This is a genomic window from Lentzea tibetensis, assembly GCF_007845675.1.
Classification (GTDB): domain Bacteria; phylum Actinomycetota; class Actinomycetes; order Mycobacteriales; family Pseudonocardiaceae; genus Lentzea; species Lentzea tibetensis.
In genome coordinates this window covers 134,191-150,509 of the sequence record NZ_VOBR01000016.1, presented here as the reverse complement: position 1 = coordinate 150,509, position 16,319 = coordinate 134,191, and the positions used below count along the sequence as shown (strand labels likewise).

Below are 16,319 nucleotides of genomic sequence, written 5' to 3'. Positions count from 1 at the left end.
CCTGAGCATGGCCAGCACCGATCATCACAACTGAGCATGCACATGTGAGCAACTACGCGCATGACGGCTACCTCGTCGTCGACAACGTCCTGACCTCCGAGCAGCTCGCCGAGGTGCGGGCCGAGGCCACCGCGATCTGCCGCGGGGAACGCGGAGAGATCGACGGCGTCGTCCCCGCGGCACCCGGCGAGCCGGACGACGACGTGCTGCGCAGGTACCTGTGCGTCCACTTCCCGCACAAGATCTCGAAGGTGCTGCACGACGTCGCGGTGCTGCCGAAGATCGCGGACGCGCTCACCGGCGTCATCGGGCCGGACGTGAAGATGATGCAGTCGATGCTGTTCATCAAGGCCGAGGGCAAGCCGGGCCAGGCGTGGCACCAGGACGAGACGCACATCCCGACGCGCGACCGTTCGCTCACGGCGGTGTGGATCGCGCTGGACGACGCGACCGTCGAGAACGGCTGCCTGTGGGTGCTGCCCGGTTCGCACCGGCGCGGCTACCTGTACCCGGACCGCGAGCAGCACGACGTGCGCTTCGACTGCACGAAGGAGGCGCACGGGTTCACCGACGACAACGCGATCCCGGTCGAGCTGCCCGCGGGGAGCGCGCTGGTGTTCGACGGGCACCTGCTGCACCGGTCGTTGCCCAACACCGGCAGGCACGGCATGCGGCGCGCGTACGTCACGCACTACATGAACGCGGGCTCGCTGCTGCCGTGGTTCCCGCCGGGCGCGGACGACAGCATGGGCACCGTGGACCACCGCGACGTCGTGCTGGTCGCGGGTGAGGACCCGTACGCGTTCAAGGGGATCACCGACGTGATGCGGCCGCACGTGCGGCCCGCCGGTGAGGGTGGCTGCGTGCGCTAGTCGCCTTCGGCGGCCCAGGACTGCAGCATCCGGTAGGCGATCGACGCGCCACCGGCCATGTACAGGTCCGGGACGGTGCCGGGTGCCTTCAACGCTTCGCGGAGCAGGGATCGCGGGACCCACTTGGCTTCCGCGATCTCACCTTCGGCGGGGCGCAGCGGCTCGGTGGGGTCGGCGATCGCCTCGAAGCCGATCATCAGCGAGCGCGGGAACGGCCACGGCTGGCTGCCGAGGTAGCGCACCGAGTGCACGGTGACACCGACCTCTTCGAGTATCTCGCGCGCGACGCACGCTTCCAGCGACTCGCCTGCCTCGACGAACCCGGCGAGCACGGAGAACCGGCCCTCCGGCCATTCGACGCCGCGCGCGACGAGCACCTGGTCCGCGCCGTCGTGGACGAGGCAGATCACGGCGGCGTCGGTGCGCGGGTACTCCTCGCGGCCGCAGCCGGAGCAGATCCGCACCCAGCCGGACTTCTCGACGGTGGTGGGCGCACCGCACTTGGCGCAGAACTTCGCGATGCGGTGCCACTGGAACAGCGCGGCCGCGGTCGTGAACAGACCGGCGGACGTGTCGTCCAAAGTGGCCCCGGACTGGCGGAGGTCGAGCCACTGCGGCTCGTCCGTCAGCTCGGGGTAACTCCACGCGCGCCCGGCGGGCGCCTCCTCGGTCTCTTCGGCGGGGAGCGGGACGGCCCAGTGCGCCACGCCGTCCTGCTCGCCGAGCAGGACGGCGGTGTGCGGCGGCTGGTCGCCGAACTCCGTCGCCGGCCGGTCGACCACCCGCGTGCCGCGGTCGGACACGAGCGTCCGTCCGCGCACGTCCACCACGATCACCCGCGACTTCGGCCACAGCTGCTGCAGCCGCTCGTCGTCACCGCGCAGCGGCTCCTGACGGTCGATCGTGAACCGCGACAACGCGGGAAGGCCAACCAGGTCGAATGTCACGGAACGATGATCCCACCGAGAGCACGCATCTTCGGAGCGAGTTTCGCCGCGTCACCGATGACGACACCGGTGAAGTTGCCGGGGGCGAAGAACTCCAGCGCCGCCTCGGCCACCTGCTCGGCCGTCACGTTCGCCAGCCGCTCGGGGTGCGCGACGAGCCACTCGATGCCGAGCCCGAGCCCCGCGAGGTTCACCAGGAACGACGCGAGCCCCGCCTGCGACGAGGTCGTGGTGAGCAGCGAGCCGATCGCGTACCGGCGCGCGGTGTCCACTTCGGACTCCGTGGGCGGCACGAGACCCAGGCGCGCCAGCTCGTAGCGCGTCTCCAGCAGCGCGGCCGCGGTGACGTCGCTCGCCGTGTCCGCGTCCACGAGCAGCGTGGCGCTGTGCGAGGTGAACTCGGGGTGCGAACGCGCGCTGTAGGTGTAGCCCTTGTCCTCGCGGATGTTCTCCACGAGGCGGCTGCTGAAGAACCCGCCGTACACCAGGTTCGCCACCTGCAGCGCCGGGTAGCGCGGGTCGGTGCGGGTGATGGCCTGCGCGGACAACCGGATCTGCGACTGCACCGCACCCGGCCGGTTCACCAGCACCAGGTCGCCGCCCTCGACCATCGGCAGCGGCGCCATCTCGTGCGCCTCGCCGTCGGACTGCCAGGCCTTCAGCGCTTCCTCGACGGCGCTGACGGCCTGCGCGGGCTCGATGTCGCCGACGACCGCCAGCACGCTGCCGCGCGGCAGCAAAGCCTTGGCGTGCAACGCCTGCACCTCGTCGCGGGAGACGCGTGCGACCTCGTCGGCCTCGGGCATCTCCTTGGCGAACGGGTGCGTGCCGTACAGGTGCTTCTGCAGCGCCTCGCGTGCGATGACGTTCGGCTGCGACCGGGCGAGCGCGATGCGCTCCACCAGCCGCGCCCGCTCGCGCTCGACCTCGTCGGCCGGGTAGACCGCGCCGGTGAGCGCGTCGCGCAGGACGTCGAGCAGCGTGTCGAGCCCGGTGACGAGCGAGCTGCCGGAGATGCTCAGCCGCTCGGGGTCGACCACCGCGTCCAGCTCGCCGCCGACGAGCGCGAGTTCGGTGTCGATCTGCACGCGGTCACGGGTGGCCGTGCCGGTCAGCAGCGTGTTCGCCAGGATCTCGGCCTGCGCCGAGTGCTGGCTGCCCTCGCTCGACTCGGCCGGGTCCGCGAACGGGACGCGCACCCGCAGCTCGACCAGCGGCACGGTCGAACGGCGGACCGCGATGACCCGCAGGCCGTTCGGCAGGACGGTGTCCACGTGGGACATGTCCGCGGCGGCCTTCTGCTCGCCGAGCGGCGGGAGCGGGCGCGGGCCGAGCGGCGTGCGGCCGATCTCCTCGGCGGAGCGGTGGGTTGCCGGGGCGCTCACAGCTGTCCTCCGTTGGTCGCGGGCTGGTTGTCCACAGGCTGGCTGGTCAGTGCCCGAAACTGTCGGTGCCGCATGGGAAAATGAAAGCAGGGGACCCCCTGGCGGGGACCTCTGCGCAAGCGCGGAACGCAGCACTCCGCGGAAACCACGCTCGGTCGCGTCGGTCGTCCGGACGCCCGGTCTCGCCGAATCGGCGAAGCCCGTTCGGCGAGAGCGAGTGGCCGGACGATCGACTTCCCGGCGACCGAGCCGCCGTCTGCGGAGCAGCGGCCATCAAACACTGTCGGCCCCGTTGGCGGGCTGGACGATCAACACGGCGCGCGAGTCGGGCCGCAGCGCCTTCGCGGCGGCGGACACCTCGTCGACGGTGACCGCGGCGATGCGCTCGGGCAGCTCGTAGATCAGCTCGGCCCGCCCGAACAGCAGCTCGGCCGAGCCGAGGCCGAGCGTCCGGTTGGTGAGCCGGTCGTGCTCCCGGTGCATGGTGGACGCCCACCGCGCGGTGACCTTCGCCAGCTCCTCCACCGACGGCGGCTCCTGCGCCAGCCGGGAGAGCTCCTCGTCGATCGCCGCGATCACCCGGTCGGTGGGCACGTCGGCCGGGTGGATGGCGCTGATGCTGAACGTGTCCGGGTCGCGTGCCTCGAGCGGTCCGAAGAGGCCGCAGCCGGCGGACAGGTCCGTGACCAGCTGCTCGGTGTGCACCAGGCGCTGCTGCAGCCGGGACCCGTCGCCGTCGGTCAGCACCCCGGCCAGCACGAGGTAGGCCAGGTAGTTGTCGATGTCGCTCACCGGGTCCGGCACGCGGTAGCCGATCGCCAGCGCGGGCATCGGGGCGTGCGCGTCGACGTGCGTGGAGCGCACCTCGCCCGAGGGCGGCGGCTCGGCGAACGACGGGCGCTCGGGCGCCGGGCGGGGCGGGACGTCGGCGAAGTGCTTCTCCACCAACGCGGTGGCCGCGGCCACGTCGACGTCACCGGCGACGGTCAGCACGGCGTTGGCGGGCGAGTAGTAGGTGTCGAAGAACGCGGCGCAGTCGTCGACCGTGGCGTTCTCCAGGTCGACGAAGTCGCCGTACCCGTTGTGCGCGTTGGGGAACGTCTGGAACAGCACCGGCGGGAGCAGGATCCACGGGAAGCCGCCGTACGGGCGGTTCAGCACGTTGAGCCTGATCTCCTCCTTCACCACGTCGATCTGGTTGCGGAGGTTCTCCTCGGTGATCTTCGGCGCGCGCATCCGGTCGGCCTCGAGGAACAGCGCGCGCTCCAGCGCCGCGGACGGCAGGACCTGGTAGTAGTCCGTGTAGTCCGGGTGCGTCGACCCGTTGAACGTCCCACCCGACGACTGGACGTGGCGGAAGTGCGCCAGTTTCTCCAGGCTCTCGCTGCCCTGGAACATGAGGTGCTCGAAGAGGTGCGCGAAACCTGTGCGCCCCTCGGGTTCCGATCGGAAGCCGACGTCGTAGTGCACGCTCACCCCGACGACCGGTGCGCTGGCGTCGGGCGCGAGCACCACCCGCAGGCCGTTGGGAAGCGTGAACCTGTGGAGTTGGGGTGAGGCCATGCACGCAGCCTACGGGTTCGCGGCTCGCAAGGAACGGAGATGTCCGGCCTGGGCGAGCACACCGTCGAGTGCACCGAGGAACGCCGGGAAGCTGCGCCTGAAGTCGGCCGACTCGCCGTACCAGTAGAGGCCGGAGGACTGCGCGGCGAACGTGCTGAGCCAGCGCTCGGTCTCCCCCAGCACCACCGCGTACGGCAGCGAACGGGAGAAGACCAGCTCGCGGTCGCTCTCCGGGATGTCGTCCGGCGCGACACCGTGCAGGTACCCGCGCAGGCCGCGGACGTGCTCGAGCAGTGCGCTGCCGCGCTTGGTGCGCGCGGGCATCGAGCGGGCGCCGAACGCCAGCGCGCCACCGCCGACGGCGACCGCGAGTCCGAAGAGGGCGTTGCCGACGGTCAGCGCCAGCACGACGGTCGCGGCCAGGCCCAGCACCGCGATCACGATGCCCACCCACCAGAACAGGCTGCGCTCGGCGTCCGGGCGGCGCACGAACCAGCGCTTCTCCACGACGTCGGCGTACAGCTCGTCGCGCACCTCGGCGAGGTCGATCCGGCGGGACCTCAGGTCGGACAGCGTCACCGCGTCCACGCCGTCGGGCAGCAGCGCGCGGTACACGGCGCGCTCGTAGCCGGACAGGGCGTCGTCGGCCGGGTTGCGCCGGACGATGCGCCAGTCATGACCATCGACCTCGGCGATCCACAGGTAGTTGCGCACGGCGAGGTCGATCACCGTGGCGGTCACGTCCACGACGTCCACGTGCTCGTCGACGACCGTGCCGACCTGGCCGGGCAGCACTCCGTCCGGCGAGGCGAACGCGACGCGCCCGCCCTGGTCGCGCACCAGCACGTTCACCGGGCCGACCTCGGCCGCGAGCGCGGCGGAGTCCCGGCCGCGCAGGTACCAGAGCAGCGCGACGCCACCCAGCAGGAGCAGCAGCAGGCCACCGAGCGCGGCACCGGACAGCGGGGTCAGCGCGAACGCGGCGGCCAGCGACGAGTTCTCGATCACGACGGCGTTCGCGGGCACGACACCCGCCGACAGCCCGACCGCGATGTCGACCCGCTCACCGGCGGCGAGCTTGATCTCCTGGGCGCGCACGCCGCGGCCGTCCGCGAGGTCCGCGCTCGTGCACGGCTGCGACGAGCCGACCGGGCCCGCGAGGCAGTTGACCGACGTGGGCGAGTCCGGAGCGGACACGGTCACCGACACGCGGTCGATCTCGGTGTCCCAGCCACCCGCGGCCTGCCAGCGCAGCTCCAGCGAGTCGCCGACCTTCGCGACCGCGCCCTCGACGGTGTAGCTGATCGTGGACTGGCCGCCGTCGAGCGAGACCTCGAAGCGGTCGTCGCCGACCGACGCGGTGCCCTTGCCGTCGACCTTCGGCTCGGTGATCTTGAAGAGGCGGTCGAGGTCGTTGCCGACCGCGAGTCGCAAGGGGACGGACCGCTTCACGGTCTTGCCGTCCGGGACGTTCACGGTCTCGGTGACGGTGAGCCTGGAGTCGCGCTCCAGCTTCATCCGCACCTCGGTGCTGACGGTTCCGGGCAGCGGCTGCGCGGACGCAGTCGTCGCGCACGCGGACATCACCACGACGAAGCAGGAGATCGCCGCTCCCCAGTTTCTCAACACGGCCGCGGAGAATAGCCGACTCCCCCTATGCTCTGGTGCGCTTTCCGGTAGACGCCATATGGGGGAATCTCAGCGATGACGCAACCACCGCCACCCGGCGGTTGGCCGCCACACCGTCCGGTCGGTCCGCCACCGGTGCCGTCGGCACCGCCGCACGGCAGGCCGATGCCCCCGCGTCCGCCCCAGCAGTGGCCCCGGCACGTGCCGCCGCCTGCGCCGATGGGCCGTCCGCTGCCCCCGCCGAGGCCGATGGCGCTGCCGTTGATGCCGCAGTTGATGCCGCCGCCGCGCCCGGTCATGCCGCCACCGCAGCCGGCGTGGGGACCTCCGCCGCCCGGATTCCCGCCGCCGCCCGGCTACCGGCCGTACCCGCTGATGCCGCCGCCGAGGCGCAAGAACAACGGCCCGATCGTGGCGCTCGTGTTGTTCGGCACGGTCCTGCTCGGCGTCGGCACGATCGGGATCATCGCGGCCACCAGGTCGGACCGCGTCTCGGACGCCGGGTACGCGGGCTACTCGTCCGCCAGCCCGACGTACACCTACAGCGCGACGACGACCACGACGACGGACACCACGGCGCCCTCTGCCACGACCGCGTCGAAGTCCACCTCGACCACGCCGTCGAAGCCGCCCGGCCCGCAGGCGGTGTACAAGCTCGGCGACCACCCGCTGTTCCGCGGCGATCTGGGCACGTTCGACGTCAACGGCTGCGCGCTGCCGAAGATGGACTACTCCCCGGCAGGCGAGGACCGGTTCCTCCAGGCGGCGCTGCCGTGCATCGAGGCGATGTGGAAGCCGGTGTTCCAGCGGACGGAACTGCCGTACCAGCCGGTGGAGCTCCAGGTGTTCACCGGCACGACGCAGACGCCGTGCGGCTCGCGGCAGAACAACGCGACCGCGATGTACTGCCGCGGCGTCATCTACTGGCCGGGCGGCTTCTACGCGAACGAGGCGGGCATGCCGCCGCACCCCGGCAAGTACCTCGGCCAGCTCGGCCACGAGTACGGCCACCACATCCAGTGGCTGTCCGGGATGCTGAAGGCCGCGGACAACGCCCAGTACGACGCGGGCGGCTGGGACACCCGCACCGGTCTCGAGCTGAACCGGCGCAAGGAGCTGCAGGCCACCTGCTTCGGCGGCATGACGCTCGCGCCGCTCTCGCACGGGGCGATCCCGTTGGACGTGGTGAACGAAGGTCTCTCCGACGCGTCCAACAGAGGGGACGGCAGCCGGACGCCGGACCACGGCAGCACGGAGAACAACGGCCGCTGGGTGATGCACGGCCACAAGACGAACCGGACCAACGCCTGCAACACCTGGATGGCGAATGCGGCGGACGTGGCATGACCTTCGCACCTATGCTCGTACGTGAACCTGGGCTGACGGGGAGGAACCTCAGGCGATGACGCAACCACCGCCGCCGGGAGGCTGGCCGCCGCCGCGCCCGGTGGGTCCACCACCCATGCCGGCGCCGATGGGCCGACCGCCCTACGGCCCGCCGCCGCCCCCGCAGGGACCACCCCCGCCGCAGGGACCGCCGCCACCTCAGTGGCAGCAGGGCCCGGCAGGCCCGATGCCGCCGCCGCGGCCGGTGATGCCACCGCCGCAGCCGTCGTGGGGACCGCCGCCGACCGGATACCAGGCACCGTCGGGGTACCAGCCGTACCCGATGATGCCGCGCAAGAAGAACAACGGGCCGATCGTGGCGCTCGTGCTGTTCGGCGTGGTCCTGCTCGGCGTCGGCGCGGTCGGCCTGATCGCGGCGAACAGCTCGGACCGCACCACGGACTCGGGCTACGGCGGCTACTCGTCGTTCAGCCCGACGTACACCTACAGCGAGACGACGACCACGACCACCACGACGACGACCACGACCCGGACGTCCGCGTCGACCAGGTCGACGCCGACGTCGACGCAGCCGGTGGGCCCGAAGGCCGTGGTGGCGCTCGCCGACCACCCGATCCACCGCAACGACGTCGGCGCGATGGACATCAGCGGATGCGCGCTGCCGGGGATGGACTACTCGCCCGCGGGCCAGGACAGGTTCCTGCGCGCGGCGCTGGTGTGCATCGAGGCGATGTGGAAGCCGGCGATGGCGCGGGCGAACCTGCCCTACCAGGCGGTGGAGCTGCAGGTCGTCACGCAGGACATGCAGTACCCGTGCGGCACGGTGAAAGCCGACCAGACGGCCCGCTACTGCCAGGGCGCCATCTACTGGACCGCGCCCAACTACGCGAACGACAACTCGCCGAACCATCCGGGCAAATATCTAGGCCAATTGGCGCATGAGTACGGTCATCACGTCCAATGGTTGTCAGGCCTCCTCAAAGCTTCAGGTAACGCTCAGTACGACGCGGGAGGCTGGGACACGCCGAAGGGGCTCGACCTGAACCGCCGCATGGAACTCCAGGCGACCTGCTTCGGTGGGATGTCACTCGCGCCGTTGTCCCACGGTGCGATCCCGATGGACGTGATCAACCACGCCCTGCAGGACGCGGGTATCCGCGGTGACTACCCGCAGTACCCGTACCGCGACCACGGAACGCCCGAGCGCAACTCCGCCTGGGTGAACCACGGCTACAAGAACAACTCGGCGGCCGCGTGCAACACGTGGGCGGCCGGCGACGCGGACGTCGCCTGAGAGGGGAACCACGTGACTGATCGACTGGCCAAGAACAACCCGCTCCTTCTCGCCGGGGTGTTCGCGCTGGTCGTGGCGTCCGTGCTGGGTCTCACCCAGTTGGGCAAACCCCGTCTCGTGCAGGGCAGAGCACTGGCCGGTGAGACGAAGCCGGCCACGGCCGAGCCGAGCGTGCCGCCGCGCCCGCGCGCGGTGTACCGGCTCGCCGACCACCCGCTGCTGGTGGCGCCGGCGACGTTGCCGCAGGTCACGTGCCAGCTGCCGCGGTTCGGCGTGCGGGACGACCAGCTCGCCGCGTACTACACGGCCGGCGTGCAGTGCCTGGACCAGGCGTGGGCGCCGCTGCTCGAGAAGGCGAACCTGCCGTTCGAGGCGCCGAAGCTGGACGCCTCCCCCGACCTGAAGGACGGGCCGTGCGGCGAGGCGCCGACGTCCGAGCAGGCCGTCGCCTACTACTGCGGCCGCAACCGCACGATCTACATGCCGACGACGCGGCTGCGCGACAACGGCGGCGGCGACGCGCCCGCGACGCACCTGGCCACGTTGTCGCACGAGTACGGCCACCACGTGCAGGCGCTGACCGGCATCCTGCGGGCGGCCGACGTGAAGATCACCGACGCGGGTGAGAAGACGCCCGCCGGGCTGGAGATGTCGCGCCGGCTGGAGCTGCAGGCGAACTGCTTCGCGGGCATGTTCTTGATGAGCGCGTCCGGCCGGGGCTCGGTGACGCCGCAGCTCGCGTCCGAGGCCGAGCAGGACTTCCAGTACGCGCTGGAGGAGTCACCCGAGCACAACGCGCACGGCACGGCCGCGAACCAGGCCGAGTGGGCGTCGCTGGGGTTCAAGAACAACGCGACGACCGCCTGCAACACCTTCGCCGCTCCCGCGGGCAAGGTCGCTTAGGGCTTCGGGTCGGAGATCAGCGCGGGCAGGTTGAAGGGGCCGTACCGGAACAGGTAGGCGTAGAAACCGCCCGCGAACCCGCTCAGGCACAGCAGGAGCGAGGCCAGCCGGTTGGCCAGCGGCCTGCCGGTCGGCGTCGAACTGGCGGTCTGGACGACCAGGTCACCGTCCGCGCTCTCGGGAACGACGATGTCGACCTGCTCGCCCTCGTGGTGCCCGCACGCGTCGAGCTTCGCCTGCTTCACGCTGCCGCCGAGCTCGACCTCGACGACGTCCATGCCCTGGTTGCAGGCACCGGTCTTCACGACCTTGGCGGAGACGTGCCGGGGCGGTTCCGCGGCTCCCATGAGCGAGAGCGGGAACCAGATCGCGACCGCGACGCCCACCCCGACCAGTCCGATGACCAGCAGGATGAGCACCCATCTATGGGGGATACGCGGAACCGCCACCTAGCGATCGTCGCAGACTCGGGCGCTACTTCGGCAACTGCCTGACCTTCTCGACCTTGATGGTCTTGCCGTCGGACACGGTGCCCGTGACGACGACCAGGTCACCGGACTTCGGCTTCTCGGAGACACCCGACAGGTCGAGGTTCACCTGGAGGCCGTCCGTCTTGATCAGCACCGCCTTGTCGCCGTCGACGCTGGTGACCGTGCCACTCGCGTGGCTCTTCGGCACCGCGACGCCGAGCGCCTTGCCGTCCTTGACCCGCACCGCGACCCGCTGCCCCTGCTTGAGGCCGGACAGCTCGCCGCCGCGGAACCTGGTGGACCCGTCGGTGGTGATCGTGGCTTCGCCGCCGCCGTCCTTGGTGACGACCAGCTTGCCGTTCTCCACCGACTTCACCGTGCCGACGACGAGCGTGACGCCCTCGGCGAACTTGCCTGGATGGCCCTTGCCGGGGCCGCGCGGGCCCGGCCGGTGCTCAGCCGCCCTGGCCGAACCGGGGCTGTCCGCCGACGCCGCCTGTTCGGCGATGGCGAGTCCGCCCGCGCCGAGCCCGACGGCGGCGAGGAGCACACCCGCCAGCACTGTTCTCTTCGACATGCCACAAGCGTCCGTCGTTCGACTGAACGGAGGCTGAAAACTGTGCTGAACGGATCCTGAAGGTCTACGACTGCGTGTGGGGGCAGACCACCCCCTGCGACTCGCCGGTTGCGACCGACTGGTTGTATCGCCTGAACGTGAGCTGAAGCCCGTTAGCCCGGAGGTCGACTGGTGCGCAGAATGGTCTCCGTGTCGACTGCCAGGGTGTTGGTGATCGAGGACGCCGAGGCGATCGGCGCCGCGGTGTGCTCCGCGCTGCGTGCCGTCGGGTACGAGGTGCAGCACCGGCTGGACGGTCGCCAACTGGAGACGGACCTCACCAAGTTCCGCCCCGACCTGGTGGTTCTCGACGTGATGCTGCCCGGCCGCGACGGGTTCCGGCTGCTCGAGGTGATCCGCAAGTCGAGCGGCGCGGGCATCGTGATGCTGACCGCGCGCGACGGGGTGACCGACCGGCTGCGCGGGCTGGAGAGCGGCGCGGACGACTACGTCGGCAAACCGTTCGTGCTGGCCGAGCTGGTCGCACGCGTGACGGCCGTGCTGCGCAGGCTGGGCCGCACGCCGTCCACGGTGCAGATCGACGACCTGGTGGTCGACGCGGACTCGGGCGTGGTGCTGCGCGGGTCGTCGTCGATCGAGCTGACCGCGACCGAGCTGCGGCTGCTGTGCTACCTGGCCGCGCAGCGCGGGCGGGTCGTGTCGAAGACGCAGATACTCACCGCCGTGTGGGGTTATGAGGACTACGACCCGAACCTGGTCGAGGTCCACGTGAGCGCGGTGCGCCGCAAGCTGGAGGAGCACGGCCCTCGCCTGCTGCACACCGTCCGCGGACTCGGCTACGTGCTGCGAGCCGAGGAATGACGCTCAAGACAGTCTCACTGCGCCGCAGGGTGGCGGCGGGCGTGCTGCTGGTGCTGGTCGTCGTGCTGGTCACGCTCGTGGTGCTGGTCGACGTCCTGTTCGCCGCGCAGACGAGCCGCGACACGGACATCGCGCTGCGGCAGCGCGCCGTGCAGGCGGGCCAGGTCATCCAGCGCCGAGGCCCCGGTCCCGCGGTCGCGCGGTCGCTGGAACGCGGCGGCGTGCGCGTCGACCTGGTGACGCCGGACGGTCGCACGTTCGGCAGCGGCCCGGACAGCGAGACGTCGAAGCAGCTCACCTGGTCCTACCCGGACGGCACGAAGATCACGTTCTACGCCGAGGTCGAGGTGATGTCGCAGCAGCAGCAACGACTGCGCAGGCTGCTGTTCCTCGTGGGCCTGGGCGCGATCACGGTGACCGGCGTGGTGCTCATCTGGGTGGTGCGCAGGGCACTCGCCCCGCTCGACGCGATGACGTCGCTCGCCCAGGCCATTGCGGGCGGCCACCGCGGCGGCAGGCTGAACCCGTCGTCACCGAAGACCGAGCTGGGCAGGGTCGCGGTCGCGTTCGACGGCATGCTCGACTCACTCGAGGGCTCCGAACAACGCACCCGCCGCTTCGTCGCCGACGCGGCCCACGAGCTCCGCACCCCGATCACCGGCGTGCAGGCCGTAGCGGAAGCACTGGTGCAGGCCTCACCGGACGCACCCGACCGCGACCAGATGAGCCTGCTGCTGGTCCGCGAGGCTCGCCGCGCGGGCAGGCTCGTAGACGACCTGCTAGCACTCGCCCAACTCGACGCCGGCCTCGAGATGCAACGCGAACAGGTCGACCTGCTGGCACTGGCCGAGTCCGAGGTGACGCGCACCCGCCTGCTGGCACCGGACTTCGACATCGAGGCCTCCGGCACACCGCTCGTGATCACCGGCGACGGCCAGCGGCTGGCCCAGGTGATGGCCAACCTGGCCGACAACGCCCGGCAGGCCACCGGGCCTGGCGGGAGAGTGCGGATCCTCGTCGACTGGGCCGGGTTCACGGTGTCCGACAACGGGCCCGGCGTGCCGGACTCCGAGCGGGAGCGGATCTTCGACCGGCTGGTGCGGCTGGACGACTCGCGGGACCGGCGCTCTGGTGGGTCCGGGTTGGGGCTAGCCATCGCGCGCGGGGTGGTGCGGGCGCACGGCGGGAACCTCAGCTGCGAACCCTCTCCCTCTGGCGCGGTGTTCCGCGCGGTGTTCCGGCCGCACGACGAGCCCACCCGGCCGATCCGGCTCAACCGGGCGGACATCCCGCCGGACCGGACTGGCTGAACCGGCCAGCCCACCAGTCAGGCAGACCGATCAGCCGACCCGCTGACCCGGTTGATCGCGAGTTGTCCACGGTGCCGCAGTTGTCCGCAGCGAAACCGGCAGATACCAAGAGAGCGCCGCCCCAACCGGCAGGTACCAAGGGAGCACCGGCCAAACCGGCAGGTGCCAAAAGAAAAGAGCGCCCGCCGCATTCCCAACCCCCGCACTGCCAACCGGGCGCGGCCCCCGAGCCAAAACCGGCGGCCGAATGATCATAAAACACTTTCCTGGTGGTCTGGGGTGGGGTGGGGCTCGCTGATCAGGCGAAGCCTTGCCTCTGGTGATCAGCGAGACCCTCCCCACCCCACCACCAAAGCCCAAAGCTGCTCCCCAGCTGAACTACGGCCTCACGCCACCAGGTGCGCGGCTGAAGCAAGAACAGCGTCAGGATCACCCGCCGTCAGCAGGCGGCCATCGCGCTTCACCACCCGCCCACCCACCATGACGAGCTCCACGTTCCCCGGATGCGCAGCCGTCACCACGGCGTTGACCGGGTCGTGCGCCACCCCACCGACGAGGTTGACGTCATTGGCCCGCAACACCACCAGATCAGCCTGCTTCCCCACCCGCAACGACCCGATCCGGTCGTCCATGCCGATCGCGGCCGCCCCCTCGACGGTCGCCATCCGCAAAACGTCCGCAGGCGTCACGTGCACGTCCCCAAATGAAGCCGACATCAACGTGGCCCGCATCAACGAGAACATGTCACCGGCGACAGCGGACACGACATCAACCCCGAGCCCGGTGGTCACACCCAACCGCCGCAACCGCCCGACCACCGGCCCACCGTGCCCCATCCGCGCCTCGACAGCGGGCGCGATGGACACCCCAGCACCGGCCGACGCGATCAACGACAACTCCGCGTCCTCCAACGAGTTGCCGTGCACGAACGTGATCGCCGACGAGAGCAGCCCGGCCGCCTTCAAGGCCGAGATGGGCGCACCCGCGGTCGGCCCGTTGCCGACGTGCACGACGACCCGCATCCCCAGCCCCCGAGCCAGCTCCCACGTCCGGACGACCTCGTCCATCTCCGCGAACGAGGGCCCCATCGGCGCCAAGGCCGTGGACACCAACGAGTCGGCCAGCTCGGCGGCCCGCGCCACGTCCGACGCAGCCGAAGCGGGACCGAACACGGGCTGCCCGTACCCGAACAGAGCCCGGATCCCCGAGGCCTGCAGAGCGGACACCGACGCGGACGCGTGCGCGAAGGTCGGCGAGTACGCGTAGTCCTGCACGGTCGTGATCCCGGAGTCCAGGCACTCCAACGCCCCCGCGAACGTCCCGGCGTGCACGTCCTCCGGCCGCACCCGAGGCCCGGCGGACCGCAGCACCACGTCGATGTACTGCCCCAGCGACACGTCGGAGGCGACGGACCGCAGCACGGTCTGCCACAGGTGCCGATGCGTGTCGACGAAACCGGGCAGCACGATCCGCCCGGTGCAGTCGATCACCGTGGCCGACTCCGAGACCAGCCCCGGCCCCACGGCCGCGATCCGCCCGTCGGACACCAGCACGTCCACACCTGACATGGCGACGGGCGAGGGCTCGGTGTCGATGACCAGCCCACCGCGCAACAGAAGATCCACAGCCAGATTCCCCTCAGAAGAAAGCTTTCTCAAAAGCTATCACGTCGTGCAATAGCCTCTGACCTGTGACGGACCGAGTGGATCAGCTCCTCGACCAGTGGCGCACCGAACTACCGGAGGCGCTCGGACCGACCTCGGAGCTCGGCAAGAGGGTCATGATGATCGCGGGCGCGCTGGTCGTGGCGACCAACCGGACGCTGCCCGGATTCGAGCTCACCGGAGCCGAGTTCGACGTGCTGCTGGCGTTGCGGCGCAGCGGCGCGCCCTACCGGCTCAAGGCGAACGAGCTCAGCAACGAGCTGCTGTTGTCCACCGGCGGCACGAGCAACGTCGTGAACCGGCTCGAAGCGCGGCACCTCGTCGCCAGGGAGCCGGATCCGAGCGACGGGCGCAGCACGCTGGTGCGCCTCACCGACGAGGGCAAGGCGCTGGCCGAGAAAGCCGCCATCGCCAACGGAAAAGCGCACGACGAGGTGCTGAACAAGATCCCAGAGAAGGAGCTCGAAGCGGCCACGAAGGCGCTCAAAGCCGTGTTCGGCCACCTGTGACCTCACCGCGAGCGGGCGATGCCGATGCCGGGGTGCGCCAGCCGCAGGTCATCGATGCCGGTCAACGCGCGGCAGTCCGAGAACCTGACCTCACGCAGAGCGGGCCGCGGCGAGCCGAGGTCGACCCGCTCCAGTGCCTGAGCCTCGGCGATGCGCAGCGACTCCAGGTTCGGCAGCGTGCCGACCGCCGACAGGTCGGTCAGCCGGAGACAGCGGCCCAGGCGGAGCACGCGCACCGATGAGCCGGCGAGCCCGTCCAGGCCGACGAGGTCGGCCGAGAGGATCTCCAGGGTCTCCAGGCCGGGGATCCGGGCGATCGACTCCAGGTCGACAGGCAGGTCCTTGACCCGGCGGTGCTGGATGACCAACCGCTCCAGCGGCGTACCGGCCAGCGGCGCCAGGTCCGCGGTGACCGGGCCGCTGAGCCACAGCTCACCCAGGTCCGGCAGGCCGGCCAGCGGCTCGACGCCTGCGAGCTCGTCGCAGCCGTCCAGGTTCAGCTTCCGCAGCGCCGCGCAGCCGGCCAGCGGGCCCAGGTCCCGCAACACCACGCTGAAGAGGTCGAGCCGTTCCAGCACGGTCATCCCGGCGACGAACGACAGGTCCGGCAGTCCGTCCCGGGAGAACCCCAGCGAACGCAGCCCGGTCAGGCGCGCCAACGTCTCCACGTTCAGCCGGTCGAGATCGGTGCGAGCCCCGCTGCACAGCTCGAGGTGCGTCAACGACGGCTGGCGCAGGAGCGCGGAGACGTCCTCCAGGTCCGGGCAGGGGTCGATGGTGAGCCGCCGCAGGCGCGGCAGGACCGGCAGGAAGTCCAGGTCGTGGATGCCCCATCCGTTGAGCGTCAGGCGCTCCAGCGCGGGCAACCCGGACAGCTCCGCCCACTCGATCTCGGCGTACTCGGAGACCTTCAGTTCGACGATGCCGTGGCGTTCGTCGGCGGACGGAAGTGGCTCACCGTCCTCCAGGATCCAGCTGACCACGGTGC

Annotated in this window: 15 protein-coding genes; 7 read left to right on the top strand and 8 right to left on the bottom strand. The window is 70.8% G+C overall.

The annotated features are described in order from the left end of the window. Window positions 1-44: 44 nt before the first annotated feature. Window positions 45-872, top strand: coding sequence for a phytanoyl-CoA dioxygenase family protein (locus FKR81_RS24940; protein ID WP_222598392.1), 828 nt, complete (start codon window positions 45-47; stop codon window positions 870-872). Here FKR81_RS24940 and nudC read toward each other — a convergent pair. The 4 genes from nudC to FKR81_RS24920 all read right to left on the bottom strand — a co-directional run bounded on the left by nudC (window position 869) and on the right by FKR81_RS24920 (window position 6,396). After that, a complete protein-coding gene (nudC, locus tag FKR81_RS24935; RefSeq protein WP_146354934.1) occupies window positions 869-1,819 on the bottom strand; it encodes an NAD(+) diphosphatase in 951 nt (316 codons plus the stop codon). The two genes, FKR81_RS24940 and nudC, sit on opposite strands and share 4 nt — an antisense overlap. Next, the gene (locus FKR81_RS24930) at window positions 1,816-3,204 is read right to left on the bottom strand and encodes a M16 family metallopeptidase (RefSeq protein WP_186763157.1); all 1,389 of its coding nucleotides are present in this window, start codon (window positions 3,202-3,204) and stop codon (window positions 1,816-1,818) included. The genes nudC and FKR81_RS24930 overlap by 4 nt, the downstream gene beginning before the upstream one ends. Before the next feature lie 273 nt (window positions 3,205-3,477). After that, complete coding sequence (locus tag FKR81_RS24925; protein WP_146354932.1) at window positions 3,478-4,767, bottom strand: M16 family metallopeptidase; 1,290 nt, start codon at window positions 4,765-4,767, stop codon at window positions 3,478-3,480. 9 nt (window positions 4,768-4,776) lie between these two features. After that, on the bottom strand, window positions 4,777-6,396 hold the full coding sequence (locus tag FKR81_RS24920; RefSeq protein ID WP_146354930.1) for a DUF2207 domain-containing protein: 1,620 nt from the start codon (window positions 6,394-6,396) through the stop codon (window positions 4,777-4,779). A gap of 165 nt (window positions 6,397-6,561) precedes the next feature. On the opposite strand from FKR81_RS24920, the gene FKR81_RS24915 reads away from it, so the two are divergent. The 3 genes from FKR81_RS24915 (at window position 6,562) to FKR81_RS24905 (ending at window position 9,940) form a co-directional block, all read left to right on the top strand. Continuing rightward, window positions 6,562-7,743 (top strand): neutral zinc metallopeptidase, encoded by a 1,182-nt coding sequence (locus FKR81_RS24915; RefSeq protein ID WP_235921747.1) that lies wholly within the window; start codon window positions 6,562-6,564, stop codon window positions 7,741-7,743. Between the two features lie 127 nt (window positions 7,744-7,870). Then, window positions 7,871-9,037 (top strand): neutral zinc metallopeptidase, encoded by a 1,167-nt coding sequence (locus FKR81_RS24910; protein WP_235921746.1) that lies wholly within the window; start codon window positions 7,871-7,873, stop codon window positions 9,035-9,037. 12 nt (window positions 9,038-9,049) lie between these two features. Beyond that, a complete protein-coding gene (locus tag FKR81_RS24905; protein WP_146354928.1) occupies window positions 9,050-9,940 on the top strand; it encodes a neutral zinc metallopeptidase in 891 nt (296 codons plus the stop codon). Here the strand turns inward: FKR81_RS24905 and FKR81_RS24900 are convergent. Both FKR81_RS24900 and FKR81_RS24895 read right to left on the bottom strand, forming a co-directional pair. Next, window positions 9,937-10,359, bottom strand: a complete 423-nt coding sequence (locus tag FKR81_RS24900; protein WP_146354926.1) for a hypothetical protein — start codon at window positions 10,357-10,359, stop codon at window positions 9,937-9,939. The genes FKR81_RS24905 and FKR81_RS24900 overlap by 4 nt on opposite strands. Window positions 10,360-10,414: 55 nt before the next feature. Beyond that, window positions 10,415-10,987 carry a single stranded DNA-binding domain-containing protein gene (locus FKR81_RS24895; RefSeq protein ID WP_146354924.1) on the bottom strand — a complete coding sequence of 191 codons (573 nt, stop codon included), beginning with the start codon at window positions 10,985-10,987 and terminating at the stop codon, window positions 10,415-10,417. Window positions 10,988-11,167: 180 nt separating this feature from the next. Between FKR81_RS24895 and FKR81_RS24890 the strand changes: the two genes are divergently transcribed. Both FKR81_RS24890 and FKR81_RS24885 read left to right on the top strand, forming a co-directional pair. Then, on the top strand, window positions 11,168-11,848 hold the full coding sequence (locus FKR81_RS24890; protein ID WP_146355051.1) for a response regulator transcription factor: 681 nt from the start codon (window positions 11,168-11,170) through the stop codon (window positions 11,846-11,848). After that, window positions 11,845-13,158, top strand: coding sequence for a sensor histidine kinase (locus tag FKR81_RS24885; protein WP_146354922.1), 1,314 nt, complete (start codon window positions 11,845-11,847; stop codon window positions 13,156-13,158). The genes FKR81_RS24890 and FKR81_RS24885 overlap by 4 nt, the downstream gene beginning before the upstream one ends. Before the next feature lie 386 nt (window positions 13,159-13,544). On the opposite strand, the gene FKR81_RS24880 is transcribed toward FKR81_RS24885, so the two are convergent. Next, entirely contained in the window at window positions 13,545-14,783 is a 1,239-nt protein-coding gene (locus FKR81_RS24880; RefSeq protein WP_222598391.1) for an amidohydrolase family protein, read from the bottom strand. A 65-nt stretch (window positions 14,784-14,848) separates the two neighbouring features. On the opposite strand from FKR81_RS24880, the gene FKR81_RS24875 reads away from it, so the two are divergent. Beyond that, window positions 14,849-15,331, top strand: a complete 483-nt coding sequence (locus FKR81_RS24875) for a MarR family winged helix-turn-helix transcriptional regulator (RefSeq protein ID WP_222598390.1) — start codon at window positions 14,849-14,851, stop codon at window positions 15,329-15,331. Between the two features lie 2 nt (window positions 15,332-15,333). On the opposite strand, the gene FKR81_RS24870 is transcribed toward FKR81_RS24875, so the two are convergent. Then, complete coding sequence (locus FKR81_RS24870) at window positions 15,334-16,314, bottom strand: leucine-rich repeat domain-containing protein (RefSeq protein ID WP_146354920.1); 981 nt, start codon at window positions 16,312-16,314, stop codon at window positions 15,334-15,336. Window positions 16,315-16,319: the final 5 nt, after the last annotated feature.

Bases quoted from the DNA above. Each gene is read 5' to 3' on its own strand.
- FKR81_RS24915 (WP_235921747.1), top strand. From the start codon at position 6,562: ATGCCCCCGCGTCCGCCCCAGCAGTGGCCCCGGCACGTGCCGCCGCCT.
- FKR81_RS24910 (WP_235921746.1), top strand. From the start codon at position 7,871: ATGGGCCGACCGCCCTACGGCCCGCCGCCGCCCCCGCAGGGACCACCC.
- FKR81_RS24890 (WP_146355051.1), top strand. From the start codon at position 11,168: ATGGTCTCCGTGTCGACTGCCAGGGTGTTGGTGATCGAGGACGCCGAG.
- FKR81_RS24925 (WP_146354932.1), bottom strand. From the start codon at position 4,767: ATGGCCTCACCCCAACTCCACAGGTTCACGCTTCCCAACGGCCTGCGG.
- FKR81_RS24895 (WP_146354924.1), bottom strand. From the start codon at position 10,987: ATGTCGAAGAGAACAGTGCTGGCGGGTGTGCTCCTCGCCGCCGTCGGG.
- FKR81_RS24885 (WP_146354922.1), top strand. From the start codon at position 11,845: ATGACGCTCAAGACAGTCTCACTGCGCCGCAGGGTGGCGGCGGGCGTG.